Raw genomic sequence first — 17,271 nt, 5'->3', positions numbered from 1 at the left:
TCAGAGGAATTTCTGCATCAGCCACAGGTCCATGAATCGACCGAACTTGTAGCCGGCCTGCGGGACGGTGGCGATCAGCCGGTAACCCAGGCGGTCGTGAAAGGCGCGGCCCTCGGGGTTCTCGCCCGAGACCCCGGCGATCATCTGGTGCGCCCCGGCGGCGCGGGCATGGGCTTCCAGCGCCTGCATCAGTGCCCGGCCGATGCCCCGGCCACGGGACGCCTCGGCCAGGATCACGGTGTGCTCCATCGTCCGGGCATAGCCGGCGCCGCCGCGGAACTGGGCATAGGTGGCAAAGCCAAGAACCTCGCCGCCGGGTTCGGCCACCAGGAAGGCGTGCCCCTCGGTGCGGCGGGCTTCGATCAGCCGGGCAATCTCTTGCGGCGCCTTCGGGGTCGGGTTGAAGGTGGCCGCGGTGTCGATGATCCAGGGGTTCCACAGCGCGGCCAGGGCCGGGGCGTCCATGGCGGTGGCGGGGCGGATCATGCGAAGGTCCGCGCGCCCCGGGGGGTGTCGAAAGTCGCCCGCAATGCCTTTTCCGGGCCGGGCAAGAGATGCACGCGCGGATCGTCCAGGCGGTCCGCCAGCGCCGCGCGCAGGGCTTCGGCCTGGGGATGGGCGATCTCCAGCCGGGCCAGACGGATGCCGCTTTCGGGCAGCAGCGGGGCGGGGTGCAGCGCGCCATGCCACTGGATCAGCGCCGGAAAGGCATCGTCGAACGGCAGGCGGCCATCGTCGGGTACCGCCATCTGCCAGCGGAAATCGCCGCGTTGCAGGGCGATGGGGCGGCCGGTGCCGGGCGGAGACAGCGCCAGTTCGGCGGCGATGTCGTCACAGCGACAGATCCAGTTGGTCAGCCGTGGCGGGCCGGAAAAGCGGTCAAGATCGAACCAGCGCGGGCGGCCGGGGGGCGGGGCGTCCGGATTGGCCGCGATCACCTCAAGGTACAGATCGCCCAGCCCCAGCAGGCGGTTGTGGGTGGCCATCAGCGGGTGCTCGCCCCCGCCGGCCATGGCAACGCCAAGGCAGGCTTCCACCGCGGCGACGCCTTCGGCAAGGCTGGTGGCCGAAATGGCCAGGTGGTCAAGGATCAGGGACACGGCAACAGGATCACTTCGGTCTGCGCCTTCATCGCCAGCGCCAGCGAGGCAAAGCGGGCCTGCGCCACCTCGCCGAACAGTCCGGCGCCTTCCTCGGTCAGCGACAGCTCCAGAACGCGCTTCCTCGGCCGCCAGACCAGTTGTCCGGCATTGGCAGGGTCGCCGACCGAGAACATCGCGCCGAAGCGCATCGCCTTGCCCAACACCTCGGCCTTGGCGATTTCCTCATCCGACAGCAGGCGGAACAGCGGTTCCATCCGGCTGCCGGTGCGGCTGTTCTTGTAGCGGTGCAACAGCGACAGGCCCAGAAACACCCGGCCGGGGTGGTCCAGCCCGCCAAGGTTGGCGCGGGTGGCATTGTCGAAACAGGCCTCGGCGCGGTAGTCGGGGTGGGCGCGCCAGGTGGTGTCGTGCAACAGGCAGGCGGCGCGCGCCAGGCGCAGGCGGTCCTTGGGCCAGTCCTTGAACAGGGGTTCCAGGAAGTAATACAGCTTCTTGCCGAATCCCGGCATCCGGGCCTGGGTGATCTCGCTCATCCGGGCCGCTTCCAGCAGCGGGTCGCGGGCGCGCAGCTTTTCCGGCATCTGTTCGTACAGCAGGCCCTCGCGGATGCCATAGGCCGAGACGTCGATCTCGGTCGGTTTCAGCACCTTGATGACCTCGCGCAGCACTTCTCCGGCCAGCGGGACAAGCTCCATGCGTTCGGCCGAGGTTCCGGTGCGGACACGCAGCATGGCCAGGTCCGAGGCGGCGATCCAGTCCAGCGTGTCCAGCAGGCCCTGCGGCGTCATGCGGTATTCGTGCAGCACCGTCAGCGGGTAGTTGCGCCGCTCCATGTCCAGCCGCGCGATGACGCGCCAACTGCCGCCGACCAGGTAGATGCGCTCGCCGTGCGAGGCGATCTGGCCTTGCGCGGCACGCAGGATGCGGTCGATGTGGGCAAGACGTCTGCGCGGCCCGCCTTCGACCTGCTGCATCCGGAACGGGCCAAGCGGGGTGGTGACCCGGCGGCCCACCTTGCCGCCGCTGATCCGCGCCAGTTCCATCGAGTTGCCGCCCATGTCGCAGACGATGCCGCGCGCGTCGGGCCAGCCCAGCAGCACGCCCTGGGCCGAAAGCCGGGCCTCTTCGTCGCCGTCGATGACATGCAGGCGCAGGCCGGTCTCGCCGAAGACCTCGTCCTGGAACCCGGGGCCGTCGCTGGCCTCGCGGGTGGCCGCGGTGGCGATGACGGTGAGAGGGTCGATGCCCATGCCGCGGGCCAGCAGGGCAAAGCGCTTCAGTGCCACCAGGGCGCGCCGGCGGCCTTCGGGGTTCAGCCGGCCGGTCTCGGCCAGGCCCTTGCCCAGGCCGCACATGATCTTTTCGTTGTAGAAATAGGCCGGGCTGCGGGCGGCGCCGTCGAACACCACCATGCGGACCGAGTTCGAGCCGACGTCGACCACGCCCACCCGCGACAGGGCGCGGGTCGAGGGATCTTCGAACAGCGGCCGGCCAAAGGGTTCCCAGTCGTCGTCCTGCGCGGGCGTGTGTCCGTCAGCGGTCATGGCGCGATTCCCCCAGCGTCGTGGCGAAAGCTTGGCGCTGCGGCGCGGGAGGGTCAACCCGAAGGCGCAGCGGTTCAGGAAGGCCGATTTCCGAAGCCGGAAATCGGGGACGGAATTCGACTTCGAATTCCGCCTTGCCGCGGTCAGCGGGCGGCGGTGGCGGCGGGCGGCTCGTCGTCCTTCGCCGGCACCAGGCGCGGCGCGTCCTTGGCGCCGGCGGTGCCACGGCCGGACAGCGAGGGATTCTCCATAAAGAACTTGTGGCAGGAGAACAGCCGTTCGCCGTCGGTTCCGAGGTCGCGCGCATAGCTGCCGTCGGGCGACAGCACCCAGCTCTGCGCCTCGTCGGCCAGGTTCGCGGCCATGATCTGGCTCAGGATCTGGCTTTTCACCGTCGGGTTCAGGGCCTCGATCAGCGTCTCGACCCGCCGGCTCAGGTTGCGGCCCATCCAGTCGGCCGAACTGAAGAACACCCGCGCCTTCTTGGCCGGCAGCCCGTGGCCGTTGCCGAAGCAGACGATGCGCGAATGCTCGAGAAAGCGCCCGACGATGGACTTGACCCGGATGTTCTCGCTGAGGCCCCGGATGCCCGGCCGCACGCCGCAGATGCCGCGCACGATCAGGCTGATCTTCACCCCGGCGGCGCTTGCAGCGTAAAGCGCGTCGATCACCTCGGGGTCGATCATGCTGTTCATCTTGGCCCAGATCTCGGCCGGCCGGCCGGCGCGGGCATGCTCGGCCTCGGCGGCGATCAGTTCCAGCAGCCGCGGCTTGAGCGAGATCGGCGAGATCGCCAGGTTCTCCAGCCCCTGCGGCTGCACATAGCCGGACAGATAGTTGAAAACCTTGGTCGCATCGCGCCCCAGCGCGGCATCGCAGGTGAAAAAGCTGAGGTCGGTGTAGATGCGGGCGGTGATCGGGTGATAGTTGCCGGTGCCGTAGTGGGTATAGGTCACCAGACTGTCACCTTCGCGCCGGACCACGGTGGAGATCTTCGCATGGGTCTTCAGGTGCATGAAGCCATAGACGACATGCGCGCCCGAGCGCTCCAGCCGGCGGCTCTGCCGGATGTTGGCGGCCTCGTCGAAGCGGGCCTTCAACTCGACCAGCGCGGTGATCGACTTGCCGGCCTCGGCCGCCTCGCACAGCGCGGAAACCACCGGACTGTCCCACGAGGTGCGATACAGCGTCTGCTTGATCGCCAGCACGTTGGGGTCGCGCGCCGCCTGTTCCAGGAAGCGGATCACCAGATCAAAGGTCTCATAGGGGTGGTGCAGCAGGATGTCCTTCTGCCGGATCGCGGCGAACATGTCGCCGTCGTGGTCCTGCACCCGCTCGGGCACCCGCGGGGTGAAGGGCGGCCACAGCAGGTCTGGCCGGCTGGACAGCACCAGTTCCTTCAGGTCGGCGATGCCCAGAAGGCCCTTGACCTCGACCGCCTCGTCATGGGCGACGTTCAGCTCTTCCATGATCAGGTCGCGCAGGCTTTCCGGTGCGCCGGCGGACATCTTCAGCCGGATCACCTCGCCGCGCCGCCGCCGCTTCAGCGCCACCTCGAATTCGCGGACCAGATCCTCGGCCTCTTCCTCGACTTCCAGGTCGCTGTCGCGCAGCACGCGGAACAGGCAGTGCCCGCGGTCGGTATAGCCGGGGAACAGCATGTCCAGATGCAACAGAAGCAGTTCTTCCAGCGGCAGGAAGCGGGTTTCGGCATCCTTGCCGGGAAGCCGGACGAACCGCGCGATCTGCTGCGGGATCGGCAACAGCGCCTTCAGCGGGCGGCGGTCGCTCTTGCGCTCAAGCTCCAGCGCCAGCGAAAACCCGGTGTTGGGGATGAAGGGAAAGGGGTGCGCGGGGTCGATGGCCAAGGGCGACAGCACCGGGAAGACATTGGTCAGAAAGTGCTGCTCCAGGAACTTCAGATCGCGCGCGGCCAGCTTGCTGCGCGACAGAATGGCGATCCCGGCCGCGTCCATTTCCCGCTTCAGCGCGTTGTAGGTGGTCTGCTGGGTCTGCAGCAACTGCCGTGCATCGGCGTGGATCAGCGTCAGCTGCTCGGCCGGGCTGCGGCCGTCCTCGGAATGCATGACATTGCCGTTGCGCACCAGCGCGCGCAGGCCGGCGACGCGGACGGTATAGAATTCGTCCAGGTTGGTGGCCGAGATCGACAGGAAGCGCAGTCGCTCCAGAAGCGGCACGGCCGGATTCGCGGCCTCGTCCAGCACGCGCCAGTTGAAGGCCAGCCAGGACAGCTCGCGGTTGAAAAAGCGCCGTTGGCTGGCGATCTCGTCCGCTGCGACGTCGACCGGGGCGGGAAACGGGGCTTTCAGGAAATCGGCGTTGGTCATTGGCGCGTTGTCGAATGCAAGCATGTCAGCATGATGACACTGTTTCACTGGTCCGCGGTGCTGTCCAGAATTTCGGCGGCAAGGCGGGGGTTTATTGCGCGGCCTGCGGCCAGCGCCCGGGCGTCCAGCGCAGCGACCAGCGCCCGTGCGGCGCCGATCGACCGCGGCATGCGGGCGATCAGCCAGGGGATCAGGGTCGCAGACACCGCCAGTTGCCGGTCGGCGAACAGCTTGACCAGCACCGCCGAAAGCAGCGCGTCGTCGGGCGGGTCAAGCCGCACCAGCGGCATTGCCTGCAGCCGCGACAACAGGTCCGGCAGGGCTATGCCCCAGTCGCGCGGCGGCATGGCGGCGGTCACCAGAAGGTGACCCTGGCCTGCCAGAAGATTGTGCAGATGAAGCAGTGCCGCTTCGCCCGCCGGATCCTGAGCCAGGACCTCGGCGTCCTCGACCGCCACGGCGGGCCGGGCCGCCAGGACGGGCAGGTCGGCCGCGGCAAGGTCGGCGGCGGCAATCCGTGCCGCACCGGTCTCGGCGGCCCAGATCGCGGCCAGGTGGCTCTTGCCCGCGCCGGGCGGGCCTGCCAGCAACATGCGCCCGTCCGGCCAGGCGCGCCAGCCGTCGATCTGCGCCAGCGCCAGCGCGTTGGCCGGCGTGACCACGAAATCCTCGCGCCGCATGTTCAGGCGCGACGGCAGGTCGAAGGCGAGTTGCCGGATCACCCCTTCTTCGCCTCTTTCCTTGGCGTCACTGCAGCGTCCTGTGCCTTGTCGGCGGCGGTGCGGGTCGCTTCGGCCGCGGTGCGGGTCGCCTCGGCGGCGGTGGCAAGGGCGCTTTGCGCCGCGGCCAGCGCGTCGGCCCGGCTGCGGCCCTGGTACAGCAGGCTGGACTGGTATTGCTCAACCCCAAAGCGGGTGAGCACGCCGATCGAGGCGGCGACCGGGACGGCGACCAGCATGCCGGCAAAGCCGAACAGCGTGCCGAAGGCCGACAGCGCGAACAGCAGCCAGACCGGGTGCAGGCCGACCGACTTGCCCACCAGCTTGGGCGTCAGGATGTTGCCTTCGATGAACTGGCCGGCGGCGAAGATCGCGGCAACGATGCCGATCTGCAGCCAGTCGCCCCAGAACTGGAACAAGGCCAGGCCGATCGCCAGCGCCCCGCCGACCAGCGCGCCGACATAGGGGATGAAGGTGATCGTCCCGGCGATGGCGCCGACGATAACGCCGAACTGCAACCCCGCCAGCATCAGCGCACCGGCGTAATAGGCCCCCAGCGTCAGGCAGACCGAGACTTGCCCGCGCACGAATCCGGCAAGGACGGCGTCGATCTCGCGCCCCAGCTGACGGATGGTGGGGGCATGGTCGCGTGGCAGCATCGCGTCGATCCGGGTGACCATGTGGTCCCAGTCCAGCAGCAGGTAGAACGCCACCACCGGCACGACGACGATGAAGATCACCACCGAGAACACGCCAAGCGCCGAGTTGATCAGCCCGTTGGCCAGCGCCAGCCCGCGCTCCTGGATCGCCGCGGCGATGCTGGCCAGCGTCTGCCGCATGGTCGATGTCGAATCGGCCAGGTCGGGGAACCGCTCCAGCAGGAAGCCCTGCAGCCGGGTGGCGATTTCCGGCGCGGCGTTCACCAGCGCGGTCAACTGGTTCACCAGCGTCGGGATGATCGCCAGCACCAGCAGGGTCACCGCCAGCAGCGCCAGGATCGAGATCAGCGCCGTCGCCGCGGTGCGGCCAAGGCCCGCCCGCTCCAGCCGATCAGCCAGCGGGTCCAGGAAATAGGCGATGGCCCCGCCCACCAGGAAGGGCAGGATCACGTCGCCCAGAAACCACAACACGGCCAGGAAAGCCGCCGCGGCGGCGCCCCAGTATTTCAGCTGATCCCGGATCGGAAGCGCCATCTTCGGCCCTTTTCTCTGCCCGCCTGCCTGCATGAGATGGCAGAGCCGACCCGCCCGCGCAAGTCCGCCGGGCGTTCGGCGGAAACCGGCTGTCAGCCTGCGCTTATCGGGGCGGAATAAACGGCGGGCAAATGGACCGGGGCGGGGCTTGCCGGCACTTGGGGGGCATCGGGGCGATGGTCGCCCTGCGAGACTTTGGTGAAAGGACACCCCATGACCCGCATCCTGCTTCTGACCGTGTTTCTGGCCGGCGCACCGCTGACGGCCCTGGCCGCACCCGCCGTGGGCGACAACGTCGGCACGACCAAGGAAGACGCCACCGCCGCGCTGAAGGAAATCGGCTGCCTGGTGCAGTCGTTCGAGGCCGAGGCCGGCAAGATCGAGGCCAAGTGCATCGACGAGGCCGGCAAGAAAAGCGAAGTCTACATCGACCCCAAGACCGGCTTGATCACCGAGATCAAGGCCGGCGAAGAGGACTGACACCATGCCTGCTCCCCTGATGTCACCCGCCGGCGGCCCGCCCGCGCTGTGGGACCCGATCATCCGGCTGTCGCACTGGGCGCTGGCGATCGTCGTGCTGGTCAATGCGGTCCTGACGCGGGGGGGCAGCGCGCTTCATGTCTGGGTCGGCTGGATCGGCCTGGGCGTGCTGGCGCTGCGCCTGATCTGGGGCCTGGTGGGCACCCGCGAGGCCCGCTTCTCGTCGTTCCCGCCGCAACCCCTTGCGGCGCTGCGCCACCTGGGCGAACTGGCCCGCGGCACGCCGCGCCAGTATGGCTCGCACAACCCGGCGGGGGCGATGATGGTCTATGCGCTTTGGGGCGCGATGGCCGTGGTCATGGCGACCGGCCTGGTGATGACCGGCGGCAAGACGCCGGTCCAGGTCTCGCAGACACAATCTGTGATTGAATCGGGCGACTGGACGACACTGGCAATCGACGACGAATCCGGCGATGATGACAGCGAAACCGATGCAGGCGGCAAGCAGGGCGGACTGGCCCATCTTGCCGAGGAGTTGCACGAAGTGGCCGCAAACCTTATCCTTTTCCTGGCGTTCCTGCATGTTGCCGGCGTCTTCGTGGAAAGCCGCGTGATGCGAAAGAACCTGACCGCGGCCATGCTGACCGGCCGGTCCGACAACCGCGGCGCGTGATGCCGGTGCGCGCGCCCATCACGGCCGAACGCCGCCAGGGCATCATCTTGGTGGCGTTCCTGGTGATCCAGACCCTGGCGGCGGTGTTCTACATCGGCGACGTGTTCGGCGATCTTGCCGGCCACGGGGTCTCGGCGCATCTGGTGGTCGAGGCGCTGGTGACGCTGGCGCTGGTGCTGGCCATCGGCTTCGGGGCGATCCGGCTGCGCCGGACGCTGGATGTGCTGCGCGCCCAGGAAGCGGCGCTGGAGGTGGCGCGCGGCGCGCTGGGCGAGGTGATCGACGGCCAGTTCGGCGCCTGGGGCCTGACCCCGGCCGAGCGCGATGTCGGGATGCTGGCGCTGAAAGGCCTGGACGTGGCCGAGATCGCCGAGGTCCGCGGCGCGGCGCAAGGCACCGTGCGGGCGCAACTGACCCGCATCTACTCCAAGGCCGGCGTCTCGGGCCGCGCCCAGTTCGCCGCCTTTTTCGTCGAAGACCTGATGGGCGCCGGCCTGCACGCCAAGCCCGCCGAGTAGGCGATTTCCGAAGCCGGAAATCGCAACCGGAATTCGACGTCGAATTCCGTGCCCCGCCCCGGCCGATGCGCCTTCACTTGCCGTTAACCGCCTTTGGCGGATAGGATTCCCCGCAGGCATTCGCGGGGCACCGGGCGATGAACCACCTTCACTACGGCGACAACCTGACCGTGCTGCGTGACAGCATCGCGTCGGAGTCGGTCGATCTGGTCTACTTGGACCCGCCCTTCAACTCTAATGCCGGCTACAACGTGCTGTTCAAGGCCCCCGACGGCGCCTCCTCGGCGGCGCAGATCGAGGCGTTCGACGACACCTGGCACTGGAACGACAGCGCCGAGTCCGCCTTCACCGATGCGCTGCGGTCGGGCAACGGCGCCGCCGCCGAGATGCTGCGGGCCATGCGCGGATTCCTCGGCGAGAACGACATGATGGCCTACCTGGCCATGATGGCCGCGCGTCTGCTGGAGTTGCACCGGGTGCTGAAACCCACCGGCAGCCTGTATCTGCACTGTGACCCGACGGCGAGCCACGCTGCCTGATCTGTGCGGCAAAGCTGCTAAAACGACGCGAAAGGCGATTTCGGCATTCTTTTTTCTCTGGACAGGGATTCTGGGATGATTCACAAAGTAAACAGCGCGCCCACCCCCTTGGCAGAGAAATGGACGCGCTGAAACCTAGTTACTTCTTAGGTTTTTTTTGATCGTCTCCACAACATGCGTTTTGGGCGCCTGTTGGGCCTTCTTGACCGTAGTGAACTGACCGTTTCCGGCGTTCCGCCCGATCTTGCGAGTAGCTTTCGCCATATTCCATCACCTCCTTTCCCGGGCCGTTGCCCGCGCCGTTCAGGCTAGGCTTTGGGTCAGGGGGCGATTCGCTCACAACATAATGATATTCTGCGAAGTCCAGTTGTCTAGAGTGGCGTTCTTGTCTTGTTCTGGCGCGCCGCGCCCGTTGCATTGAGGACGCGGTTTCAAAGGCCAACCCTCATAGGGCGGAGATCGGTTGACTCACCCAGACCCGTCGCTCTCCTCGAACGCATCCTCAACGCCTCGTCCAACCCCGGCGATGTGGTGCTTGATCCGTTCTGCGGTTGCGGCACATCCGTCCATGCGGCCGAGAAACTCGGGCGGCAGTGGATCGGCATCGACGTCACCCATCTGGCCATCGGCCTGATCGAAAAGCGCCTGCGGGCTGCCTTCCCCGGCGTGCAGTTCCTCACCCACGGCGTGCCGCAAGACCTCGCCGGTGCGCGCGATCTGGCGGCGCGGGGCAAGTATCACGAGTTCGAGAAATGGGCGCTGTCGCTGATCGACGCGCAGCCGGGCAACCTGGGGAAGAAGGGGGCCGACCGGGGCCTGGACGGGCGGCTGTACTATGGCAAGACCGGGCATGGCATCGTCTCGGTCAAGGCGGGTGACAATGTCGGCGTCAGCATGATCCGCGACCTCAAGGGCGTGATCGAGCGGGAGAAGGCCGGGATCGGCGTGTTCCTGACCCTGACCGAACCGACCAAGCCGATGGTGGCCGAGGCGGCTTCGGCCGGCCTGCACGAAGAAGCCGGCTTCGCGCCCGTTCCAAGGGTGCAGATCGTGACCGTCGAGCAAGCCACGGCGCTGCGCGAACGCGCAGTCCACCTGCCCGCCCGCCGCGAAGACACCTTCAAGCGCGCCGCCCGGGAAGAGGACGCCACCCGCCAGGGGGCGCTGGATCTGTAGGGCGGGGTTCGCTCTGCCGTCGATTTCCCCCCCTCGTTCGCGGGCCATTCCTTAACAAATCCCTAAAATGGATTCGTAACCCCTTGGAATCCTTTGCGGCGTGACGTGTCCCATCGTGGGACACCCCTGCCGCCTTGCCCGCCGCCCCGGTTCCCGCTAGGAAGCGGGCGTCCTCAGCCAAGAAGGCCGCGCCCCATGCGTCTGACCCGCTACTTCCTGCCCGTCCTCAAGGAAAACCCCGCCGAGGCCCAGATCGTCTCGCACCGCTACATGCTGCGGGCCGGCATGATCAAGCAGCAGGCGGCCGGCATCTATTCCTGGCTGCCGCTGGGCTACCGCGTGCTGCGCCGGATCGAGGAGATCGTCCACCAGGAACAGCAGCGTGCCGGCCACATCCCCCTGCTGATGCCCACCCTGCAGCCCGCCGACCTCTGGCGCGAAAGCGGCCGCTACGACGACTACGGGCAGGAGATGCTGCGGATCAAGGACCGGCAGGACCGCGACATGCTTTACGGCCCGACCAACGAGGAGATGATCACCGACATCTTCCGCGCCCATGTCAGCAGCTACAAGGACCTGCCGCTGACGCTGTATCACATCCAGTGGAAGTTCCGCGACGAGATGCGCCCCCGCTTCGGCGTCATGCGGGGGCGCGAGTTCCTGATGAAGGACGGCTACAACTTCGACGTCGACCGCGACGCGGCGCTGCACGCCTACAACCGCCACATGGTCAGCTACCTGCGGACCTACGAACGCATGGGCCTGACCGCCATCCCGATGCGCGCCGCCTCTGGCCCCATCGGCGGCGACAACACGCATGAATTCCTGGTGCTGGCCCACACCGGCGAGTCAGAGGTGTTCTACGACGACCGCGTGACCGGGCTGAAACTGGGCGCGCGCGAGATCGACTATGACGACCGCGCCGCCGTGGCGAAGGTCTGCGAGGAGTTCACCACGCTGTACGCCCGCACCGACGAGACCCACGATCCGGCGGTCTTCGACGCCATCCCCGAGGCGCACCGCAAGGTCGGCCGCGGCATCGAGGTGGGGCAGATCTTCTATTTCGGCACCAAGTACTCCGAGGCGATGGGCGCCAGCGTGACCACCGCCGAGGGCCATCGCGTGCCGGTCGAGATGGGGTCGCACGGCATCGGCGTCAGCCGCCTCTTGGGCGCCATCATCGAGGCCAGCCATGACGACAAGGGCATCATCTGGCCCGAGGGTGTTACGCCCTTCCCGGTCGGCATCGTCAACCTGAAACAGGGCGACGCGGCGGCCGACGCGGCCTGCGCGGGGCTGGAAAAGGCGCTGCTGGCCCGCGGGCTGGAACCGCTTTACGACGACCGCGACGAACGCGCCGGCGCCAAGTTCGCCACCATGGACCTGATCGGCCTGCCCTGGCGCATCACCGTCGGCCCGCGCGGCCTGGCGGCGGGCAAGGTGGAGCTGACCAGCCGCCGCACCGGGGAAAGCGAAGAGCTGACGCCCGAGGCCGCGGTGGACCGCCTGGCACAGATCTACGCCGCGCATCCCTGAGGCCGCGCGGTCCCTGACCTTGCGTCACACTGGCTGCAGAACCGTTGACCTGTTACAACGCCCAGGCATTCTGGGGGGGCGCGGAAAGACGGACCTGCCAGATGGGACTGCCCGAAAACCACCCGGTGTTGACCTCGCGGCCGCCCTCGACGGGCGAGCAACTGGCCGATGGCATCGTGCATGGTCTGGCGATCCTGGCCGGGCTGATCGCGTTCCCGCTGCTCTTGGGCCATGCCCTGCGCGAAGCGGGGGTGGGCACGGTCGCGGCACTGGCGGTCTATGCGGCCGGGTTCTTCCTGATGTGGGGCTTTTCGCTGGCCTACAACATGACGCCGCCAAGCGCACTGAAGTGGCTGCTGCGGCGGTTCGACCATTCGGCGATCTACCTGATGATCGCGGGCACCTATACGGCGGTGATCGCGCAGCTTGACCAGATGGGCTGGGCCATCGGCCTGGGCAGCTCGGTCTGGGTGCTGGCGCTGGTGGGGGTGGTGATCAAGCTGGTCTTGCCGGGCCGGTTCGACCGAGCGGCGGTGGTGGCCTATGTCGGGCTGGGCTGGATCGGCGTCATCGCCATCGGCCCGCTGGGCGCGGCACTGCCGGGGGCGTCGCTGTGGCTGCTGCTGGCCGGCGGGATGACCTATGTCGCCGGCATCTTCTTCTACGCCTGGTCGTCCCTGCGGTTTCAGGCGGCGCTGTGGCACCTGTTCGTGGCGGTGGCCGCCGGGCTTCACTTTGCCGCCATTGCGGTGGCGGTGGCCTGATCCATCAGCACCACCCCGCTGCCGCGCTTGTGGCCAGAGTCGGCAAGCGCATGGGCCTTGGCGATATCCGCAAACGGAAAGCTGGCGCCGATGACGGGGCGGAAGGCGCCCTCGGCATGTAGCCGCAGAAGGCGGGCCATGGCGGCCGGGGTGTCCAGCGCGACGCCGGCCGCCACGCGGTGCGACCCGCGCCTTGGGCGCAGAAGGGCGCCCAGCGTCTGCCACAGCGAGGCGGTGACCAGCAGCAGCGTGCCGCCGGGGGCGAGAAGGGGCTTCGCCCGCGCCCAGGGCAGGGTGCCGGCCACGTCAAGGATCACGTCGAAGGGGCCTTGCGGCAGGCCCTGGCGATAGTCGTGCGTCTCGATGGCGCCCAGGCTGCGGGCGAAGCCGTGGTTTTCCGCCCGCGCCGTGGCGGTGAGCTGCGCGCCGGCGTGGGCGGCGATCTGGATCGCGGCACAGCCGACCTCTCCGGTCGCGCCGTTCACCAGAAGGCGGGTGCCGGGGGCGAGGCGGGCCTTGTCCAGCAGGTAGCTTGCCGCGGTGAGGCCGCCGAAGAAGAAGCCGGCGGCTTCGGCGTCGGTCAGGCCTTGGGGAATGGGGAACAGGCGGTCGGCGGCGGCCGCAACGTATTCGGCATGGGCGCCGCCGCGCAGGCCGGTGACGCCCATGACGCGGGTGCCTTGCGGAAACGGCCCGTCCTGGGCCAGGATGCCCGCGAAGTTCATCCCCAGCACCGGATGGCGCGGCGCGCGCAGGCCAAAGGCCAGCCGGACCAGCGGCCCCATCCCGGCCGGCACCCGCGCGGCCCGCAGGCGGGCATCGCCCAGCGTCACGGCGGCAGCGGTGACGCGGACCAAGGCCTGATCGCCGCGCGGGATGGGCCGGGGATGGTTGGCGATCTTGACCCCCTCGGGCGGGCCGTAGTGGCGGCAAAGGGCGGCTTTCATGTCAGTCGTCATGGAAGGTGAACACCTCATCCAGGCCCAACCCGAAGGCGCGGGCGATACGGAAGGCAAGGTCGAGCGTCGGGAAATACTTCGCCCCCTCGATGGCCAGGATGGTCTGGCGCGTCACGCCAACCCGGTCGGCCAGGTCTTTCTGCGTCATCTCGCCGGCGTCAAAGCGCAGGCGGCGGATGCGGTTTTCAATCCGGGCCACGGTTCAGGCCCCGCGCCGGTAGAGGGCCAGCTTGAAGATGTCCTTGAACACCTCGGCCGCCGCCGTGGCCGCCAGCACCAGCGTCATCGCGCGCAACGCGCTGGCCCCCAGCGCAAGGTCGACGATCACGCCCAGCAGGGCAAAGGACAGCACATACCAGGCCCAGGCCAGCGCCCGCCGTTCGATCTGGGCGTCGCGTTCGTCGCGGCGGTCGTCCAGGTCTTTCTCGCCGCTCAGCGCGGCATAGCCGGCATGGACGGCGACGGTCACCGCAATGGCGACCGGGATCGAGACCGCGACCAGCACCAGCACCGACCGCGCCCAGGCCTGCAACGCCTGCGGGCCGTCGAACAGGCCGGCGTCATGCTGGCCCGAGAGGCGCCAGAGGAACAGCGCGATCACGATCAGGGTGGTCAGAAGGCCGGTCAGCGCCTCACGCTCGCCAAAGGACATGGGAAGGCTCCGTGTCTGGGTTTGGCGACATTTGGTAAGCAAAAGTCGACACCGAGTCAAAGATTCTTTACATGGCGGTGGCAAAGACAGGGCGGCCGGCCACCCGGCCGCCCCGGGGGGCCTACTTCGACAGTTCGGCCAGCATCTCGTCCATGGCCTTGCAGGCCTCGCTCAGATCATCGCCGCCGGCCTGCGCCTTGGCGGCCAGTTCCTGGATCTTCGGCCCCAGTTCGGCCAGCTTCGCCGGATCGGTGGTGCCAACCTCGGTGATCTTCGCCGACAGGTCGGCGGCCTTTTTCTGGGCGGCCTCGGGGGTGCAGTCGTCCTTGTCATCGCAGGCGGCAAGGAAGCCCGCGGCGGCAAGGGCGGCGATCAGGGGAAGAATGCGCATCGGTGTCTCCTGTCCGGAAAGGTCTTGACCGGCGCCCGCCAATCCCGCGGGCGCAAGGCGAGCATGCCGCGAAGCGCGGCGGCCCGCCATGACGGGGTTTCACGGGCCGGCAGGTCGGCAAGGCGCCGCCGGCTTCCTTGACCTTTCGGCGCGAACCGGTCAGGTTCGCGACCAATCAGAAAGCAGGCGGCATGGCGGGCAGGACGGCACCTTTCAGCGGGTTCGAATGGATGATCGCCTGGCGCTATCTGCGCGCAAGGCGGGCCGAGGGCGGGGTCAGCGTGATGACCTGGATTTCGCTCATCGGCATCACGCTTGCGGTCTTTGCGCTGATCGTGACGCTGGCGGTGCGGGCCGGGTTCCGGGCCGAATTCGTCGACACCATCCTGGGCGCCAACGCCCATGTCACCGTCTATACCACCGACCGGATCGACGAGGACGGGGTGCAGCTCAAGGGCTTCGGCGACTATGCCGCGCTGTCGCAGGGGATCGCGGCGGTGCCCGGGGTGACGCGGGCGGCGCCGCTGATCCGTGGCCAGGTGATGGTGACGGACGGCGAGCGCACCAATGGCGCCGAGGTCTATGGCATAGCACCCGAGGATCTGGCGTCGATCCCCCGCGTCGGCGAGGGGGCCGAGGCGATCGGCGATCTGGCGCGGTTCCCCGAGGGCATTGCGCTGGGTTCGGTGCTGGCGCGCGAGGTCGGGGTCACGGTGGGCGACCGGGTGCGGGTGATCTCGCCTTCCGGGGTGAAGACGGCCTTCGGGTCCAGCCCGCGGGTCAACGCCTACGAGGTGGTCTACATCTTCACCGCCGGGCGGTATGACATCGACAAGGCCCGCATCTACATGCCCTTTGCCGAGGCGCAGGCCTTCTTCAACCGCGAGGGGTTCGCCGACGAGATCGAGGTGATGGTCGAGAACCCCGACCGGATCGACGACATGGCCCTGCCGGTGCTGAACGCCGCCGGGCCCGAGGCGCTGATCTGGACCTGGAAGGACAGCGCGGGGGCCTTTCTGCGGGCGCTGGACATTGAAGACAACGTGATGTTCGTGATCCTGTCGATCCTGGTGCTGATCGCGGCGATGAACATCGTCTCGGGCCTGATCATGCTGGTCAAGAACAAGGGCCGCGACATCGGCATCCTGCGCACGATGGGGTTGACCGAAGGCAGCATCCTGCGGGTGTTCTTCATCTGCGGCGCCTTCACCGGGGTGATCGGCACCGCGCTGGGCGTTGTGCTGGGGTGCCTCTTCGCGCTGAACATCGACAGCATCATGGCGGCGCTGAACAGCCTGACCGGGCAGGAGGTCTGGGATCCCTCGATCCGCGGCATCTATGCGCTGCCGGCCCGGCTGCAGGGCGCGGACGTGCTGTCGGCGGTGGCGCTGTCCTTGGGGCTTTCGTTCGTGGTGACCATCTTCCCGGCCCGCCGCGCGGCCCGGATGAACCCGGTCGAGGCGCTGCGCTATGAGTGACGCGCTGGTGCTGGAGGGGCTGGAAAAGGGCTACAACCGCGGCAAGCCTTCGGAAGTGCTGGTGCTGCGCGGGGCCAGCCTGCGGGTGGCCGTGGGCGAGGTGGTGGCGCTGGTGGCCCCCTCGGGCGCGGGGAAATCGACGCTGCTGCACATCGCGGGGCTGCTGGACACGCCGGATGCGGGGCGCGTGAGCCTGGGGGGGCGCGAGATGGGCGGCCTTGGCGACCGCGCCCGCACCGAGGCGCGGCGCAGCGAGGTGGGCTTCATCTACCAGTTCCACCACCTTTTGCCCGAGTTCAGTGCCTTGGAGAACGTGGTGATCCCGCAGCTGGCGAACGGGGTGGCGGCGGCGGCGGCGCAGGCGCGCGGGATGGACCTTCTGGGCCGGGTCGGCGTGGCGGCGCGGGCGGGGCACCGGCCGGCGGCGCTGTCGGGGGGCGAGCAGCAGCGGGTGGCGTTCTGCCGCGCGCTGGCCAACGCGCCAAGGCTGTTGCTTGCGGACGAGCCGACGGGCAATCTGGACCCGGGCACATCCGAGCAGGTATTCGGCGCGCTGATGGACCTGGTGCGGGCGACGGGCATGGCCGCGCTGATCGCGACCCACAACCTGGAGCTGGCGGCGCGGATGGACCGGGTGGTGCGGCTGGATCAGTGCCGCGTGGTGGAGGGCAAGCCATGAGACGGATCGTTCTGGGCGTGGCGCTGTTGGTTCTGGCGGCCTGCGTGCCGCCGGAGGAACCGACCGGCGCCGAGGACTTCGCGGCCTACTGTTCCGCCTGCCACGGCCCGGCGGCCAAGGGCGACGGGACCATGGTCTCGGGGCTGACGGCGAAACCGGCCGACCTGACCCGGCTGTCGCGGCGCAACGGGGGCGAGTTTCCGAAGCTGCGGGTGATGGCGAAGATCTGGGGCTACACTGGGGGCCGCGACGGGGCGGCGATCATGCCGAACTTCGGCCCTTTGCTGGACAGCCCGCTGGTGCCCTATGATTCCGGTGACGGGCGCGAGACGCCCACGCCGCTGCGCCTGGTGCAACTGGCCGAGCATATCGAGCGTCTGCAGGAGTAGGACGGGGCACATCCCGCCGCCCGCGCCGCGTGGGGGTCTTGCACCCCCACACCCCCGCAGGGTATTTCCGGAAAAGCAAACCCTTGGCGCGTGGAGCGGAGGGGCGCACGCAAGGCGCCCCTCGGGGTTG

General features: G+C 68.5%; 20 protein-coding genes. 10 read left to right on the top strand and 10 right to left on the bottom strand.

Features of this window, described 5'->3' with window-relative positions:
- From LHP98_RS11555 to LHP98_RS11530, 6 genes are all read right to left on the bottom strand, one after another.
- Positions 1 to 486 (bottom strand): GNAT family N-acetyltransferase, encoded by a 486-nt coding sequence (locus LHP98_RS11555; protein WP_227252690.1) that lies wholly within the window; start codon positions 484 to 486, stop codon positions 1 to 3.
- Positions 483 to 1,094 carry a VOC family protein gene (locus LHP98_RS11550; protein ID WP_227252937.1) on the bottom strand — a complete coding sequence of 204 codons (612 nt, stop codon included), beginning with the start codon at positions 1,092 to 1,094 and terminating at the stop codon, positions 483 to 485. Before LHP98_RS11550 ends, LHP98_RS11555 begins: the two co-directional genes overlap by 4 nt.
- Entirely contained in the window at positions 1,091 to 2,647 is a 1,557-nt protein-coding gene (locus tag LHP98_RS11545; RefSeq protein WP_227252689.1) for a Ppx/GppA family phosphatase, read from the bottom strand. The genes LHP98_RS11550 and LHP98_RS11545 overlap by 4 nt, the downstream gene beginning before the upstream one ends.
- Positions 2,648 to 2,790: 143 nt before the next feature.
- On the bottom strand, positions 2,791 to 4,995 hold the full coding sequence (locus tag LHP98_RS11540) for an RNA degradosome polyphosphate kinase (protein WP_227252936.1): 2,205 nt from the start codon (positions 4,993 to 4,995) through the stop codon (positions 2,791 to 2,793).
- A 44-nt stretch (positions 4,996 to 5,039) separates the two neighbouring features.
- A complete protein-coding gene (locus LHP98_RS11535) occupies positions 5,040 to 5,675 on the bottom strand; it encodes a chromosomal replication initiator DnaA (RefSeq protein ID WP_264473768.1) in 636 nt (211 codons plus the stop codon).
- A 38-nt stretch (positions 5,676 to 5,713) separates the two neighbouring features.
- Positions 5,714 to 6,907 (bottom strand): AI-2E family transporter, encoded by a 1,194-nt coding sequence (locus LHP98_RS11530; RefSeq protein ID WP_227252687.1) that lies wholly within the window; start codon positions 6,905 to 6,907, stop codon positions 5,714 to 5,716.
- A gap of 213 nt (positions 6,908 to 7,120) precedes the next feature.
- Between LHP98_RS11530 and LHP98_RS11525 the strand changes: the two genes are divergently transcribed.
- From LHP98_RS11525 to trhA, 7 genes are all read left to right on the top strand, one after another.
- Positions 7,121 to 7,387 (top strand): PepSY domain-containing protein, encoded by a 267-nt coding sequence (locus LHP98_RS11525; RefSeq protein ID WP_227252686.1) that lies wholly within the window; start codon positions 7,121 to 7,123, stop codon positions 7,385 to 7,387.
- Between the two features lie 4 nt (positions 7,388 to 7,391).
- Positions 7,392 to 8,060 carry a cytochrome b/b6 domain-containing protein gene (locus LHP98_RS11520; RefSeq protein WP_227252685.1) on the top strand — a complete coding sequence of 223 codons (669 nt, stop codon included), beginning with the start codon at positions 7,392 to 7,394 and terminating at the stop codon, positions 8,058 to 8,060.
- On the top strand, positions 8,060 to 8,578 hold the full coding sequence (locus LHP98_RS11515; RefSeq protein ID WP_227252684.1) for a helix-turn-helix transcriptional regulator: 519 nt from the start codon (positions 8,060 to 8,062) through the stop codon (positions 8,576 to 8,578). The genes LHP98_RS11520 and LHP98_RS11515 overlap by 1 nt, the downstream gene beginning before the upstream one ends.
- Before the next feature lie 137 nt (positions 8,579 to 8,715).
- Positions 8,716 to 9,117, top strand: a complete 402-nt coding sequence (locus LHP98_RS11510; RefSeq protein WP_227252683.1) for a DNA methyltransferase — start codon at positions 8,716 to 8,718, stop codon at positions 9,115 to 9,117.
- Positions 9,118 to 9,507: 390 nt separating this feature from the next.
- A complete protein-coding gene (locus tag LHP98_RS11505) occupies positions 9,508 to 10,293 on the top strand; it encodes a DNA methyltransferase (protein ID WP_319638937.1) in 786 nt (261 codons plus the stop codon).
- Between the two features lie 195 nt (positions 10,294 to 10,488).
- Positions 10,489 to 11,829 (top strand): proline--tRNA ligase, encoded by a 1,341-nt coding sequence (gene proS / locus LHP98_RS11500; RefSeq protein ID WP_227252681.1) that lies wholly within the window; start codon positions 10,489 to 10,491, stop codon positions 11,827 to 11,829.
- Positions 11,830 to 11,930: 101 nt separating this feature from the next.
- Positions 11,931 to 12,593 carry a PAQR family membrane homeostasis protein TrhA gene (gene trhA / locus LHP98_RS11495; protein WP_227252680.1) on the top strand — a complete coding sequence of 221 codons (663 nt, stop codon included), beginning with the start codon at positions 11,931 to 11,933 and terminating at the stop codon, positions 12,591 to 12,593.
- Here trhA and LHP98_RS11490 read toward each other — a convergent pair.
- From LHP98_RS11490 to LHP98_RS11475, 4 genes are all read right to left on the bottom strand, one after another.
- Positions 12,560 to 13,540, bottom strand: a complete 981-nt coding sequence (locus LHP98_RS11490) for an NAD(P)-dependent alcohol dehydrogenase (RefSeq protein ID WP_227252679.1) — start codon at positions 13,538 to 13,540, stop codon at positions 12,560 to 12,562. The two genes, trhA and LHP98_RS11490, sit on opposite strands and share 34 nt — an antisense overlap.
- 1 nt (position 13,541) lies before the next feature.
- Positions 13,542 to 13,751: a helix-turn-helix transcriptional regulator gene (locus tag LHP98_RS11485; RefSeq protein ID WP_227252678.1), complete on the bottom strand. Its 210-nt coding sequence runs from the start codon at positions 13,749 to 13,751 to the stop codon at positions 13,542 to 13,544.
- A 3-nt stretch (positions 13,752 to 13,754) separates the two neighbouring features.
- Positions 13,755 to 14,204, bottom strand: coding sequence for a hypothetical protein (locus LHP98_RS11480; protein WP_227252677.1), 450 nt, complete (start codon positions 14,202 to 14,204; stop codon positions 13,755 to 13,757).
- 121 nt (positions 14,205 to 14,325) lie between these two features.
- On the bottom strand, positions 14,326 to 14,595 hold the full coding sequence (locus tag LHP98_RS11475; protein WP_227252676.1) for a hypothetical protein: 270 nt from the start codon (positions 14,593 to 14,595) through the stop codon (positions 14,326 to 14,328).
- Between the two features lie 191 nt (positions 14,596 to 14,786).
- Between LHP98_RS11475 and LHP98_RS11470 the strand changes: the two genes are divergently transcribed.
- From LHP98_RS11470 to LHP98_RS11460, 3 genes are read left to right on the top strand one after another with little or no spacing between them, the layout of a single operon-like run.
- Positions 14,787 to 16,073: a lipoprotein-releasing ABC transporter permease subunit gene (locus tag LHP98_RS11470; protein ID WP_227252675.1), complete on the top strand. Its 1,287-nt coding sequence runs from the start codon at positions 14,787 to 14,789 to the stop codon at positions 16,071 to 16,073.
- The gene (locus LHP98_RS11465) at positions 16,066 to 16,752 is read left to right on the top strand and encodes an ABC transporter ATP-binding protein (protein ID WP_227252674.1); all 687 of its coding nucleotides are present in this window, start codon (positions 16,066 to 16,068) and stop codon (positions 16,750 to 16,752) included. The genes LHP98_RS11470 and LHP98_RS11465 overlap by 8 nt, the downstream gene beginning before the upstream one ends.
- A complete protein-coding gene (locus tag LHP98_RS11460; protein ID WP_227252673.1) occupies positions 16,749 to 17,141 on the top strand; it encodes a c-type cytochrome in 393 nt (130 codons plus the stop codon). The genes LHP98_RS11465 and LHP98_RS11460 overlap by 4 nt, the downstream gene beginning before the upstream one ends.
- The last annotated feature ends 130 nt before the right edge of the window (positions 17,142 to 17,271 follow it).

Source organism: Rhodobacter sp. Har01 (assembly GCF_020564565.1).
In the GTDB taxonomy this organism is placed as follows: domain Bacteria; phylum Pseudomonadota; class Alphaproteobacteria; order Rhodobacterales; family Rhodobacteraceae; genus Pseudogemmobacter.
This window is presented reverse-complemented; position numbering and strand designations above follow the sequence as displayed.

Bases quoted from the DNA above. Each gene is read 5' to 3' on its own strand.
- LHP98_RS11555 (WP_227252690.1), bottom strand. From the start codon at position 486: ATGATCCGCCCCGCCACCGCCATGGACGCCCCGGCCCTGGCCGCGCTG.
- LHP98_RS11545 (WP_227252689.1), bottom strand. From the start codon at position 2,647: ATGACCGCTGACGGACACACGCCCGCGCAGGACGACGACTGGGAACCC.
- LHP98_RS11540 (WP_227252936.1), bottom strand. From the start codon at position 4,995: ATGACCAACGCCGATTTCCTGAAAGCCCCGTTTCCCGCCCCGGTCGAC.
- LHP98_RS11535 (WP_264473768.1), bottom strand. From the start codon at position 5,675: ATGCGGCGCGAGGATTTCGTGGTCACGCCGGCCAACGCGCTGGCGCTG.
- LHP98_RS11530 (WP_227252687.1), bottom strand. From the start codon at position 6,907: ATGGCGCTTCCGATCCGGGATCAGCTGAAATACTGGGGCGCCGCCGCG.
- LHP98_RS11525 (WP_227252686.1), top strand. From the start codon at position 7,121: ATGACCCGCATCCTGCTTCTGACCGTGTTTCTGGCCGGCGCACCGCTG.
- LHP98_RS11520 (WP_227252685.1), top strand. From the start codon at position 7,392: ATGCCTGCTCCCCTGATGTCACCCGCCGGCGGCCCGCCCGCGCTGTGG.
- LHP98_RS11515 (WP_227252684.1), top strand. From the start codon at position 8,060: ATGCCGGTGCGCGCGCCCATCACGGCCGAACGCCGCCAGGGCATCATC.
- LHP98_RS11510 (WP_227252683.1), top strand. From the start codon at position 8,716: ATGAACCACCTTCACTACGGCGACAACCTGACCGTGCTGCGTGACAGC.
- proS (WP_227252681.1), top strand. From the start codon at position 10,489: ATGCGTCTGACCCGCTACTTCCTGCCCGTCCTCAAGGAAAACCCCGCC.
- trhA (WP_227252680.1), top strand. From the start codon at position 11,931: ATGGGACTGCCCGAAAACCACCCGGTGTTGACCTCGCGGCCGCCCTCG.
- LHP98_RS11490 (WP_227252679.1), bottom strand. From the start codon at position 13,540: ATGAAAGCCGCCCTTTGCCGCCACTACGGCCCGCCCGAGGGGGTCAAG.
- LHP98_RS11480 (WP_227252677.1), bottom strand. From the start codon at position 14,204: ATGTCCTTTGGCGAGCGTGAGGCGCTGACCGGCCTTCTGACCACCCTG.
- LHP98_RS11475 (WP_227252676.1), bottom strand. From the start codon at position 14,595: ATGCGCATTCTTCCCCTGATCGCCGCCCTTGCCGCCGCGGGCTTCCTT.
- LHP98_RS11470 (WP_227252675.1), top strand. From the start codon at position 14,787: ATGGCGGGCAGGACGGCACCTTTCAGCGGGTTCGAATGGATGATCGCC.
- LHP98_RS11465 (WP_227252674.1), top strand. From the start codon at position 16,066: ATGAGTGACGCGCTGGTGCTGGAGGGGCTGGAAAAGGGCTACAACCGC.
- LHP98_RS11460 (WP_227252673.1), top strand. From the start codon at position 16,749: ATGAGACGGATCGTTCTGGGCGTGGCGCTGTTGGTTCTGGCGGCCTGC.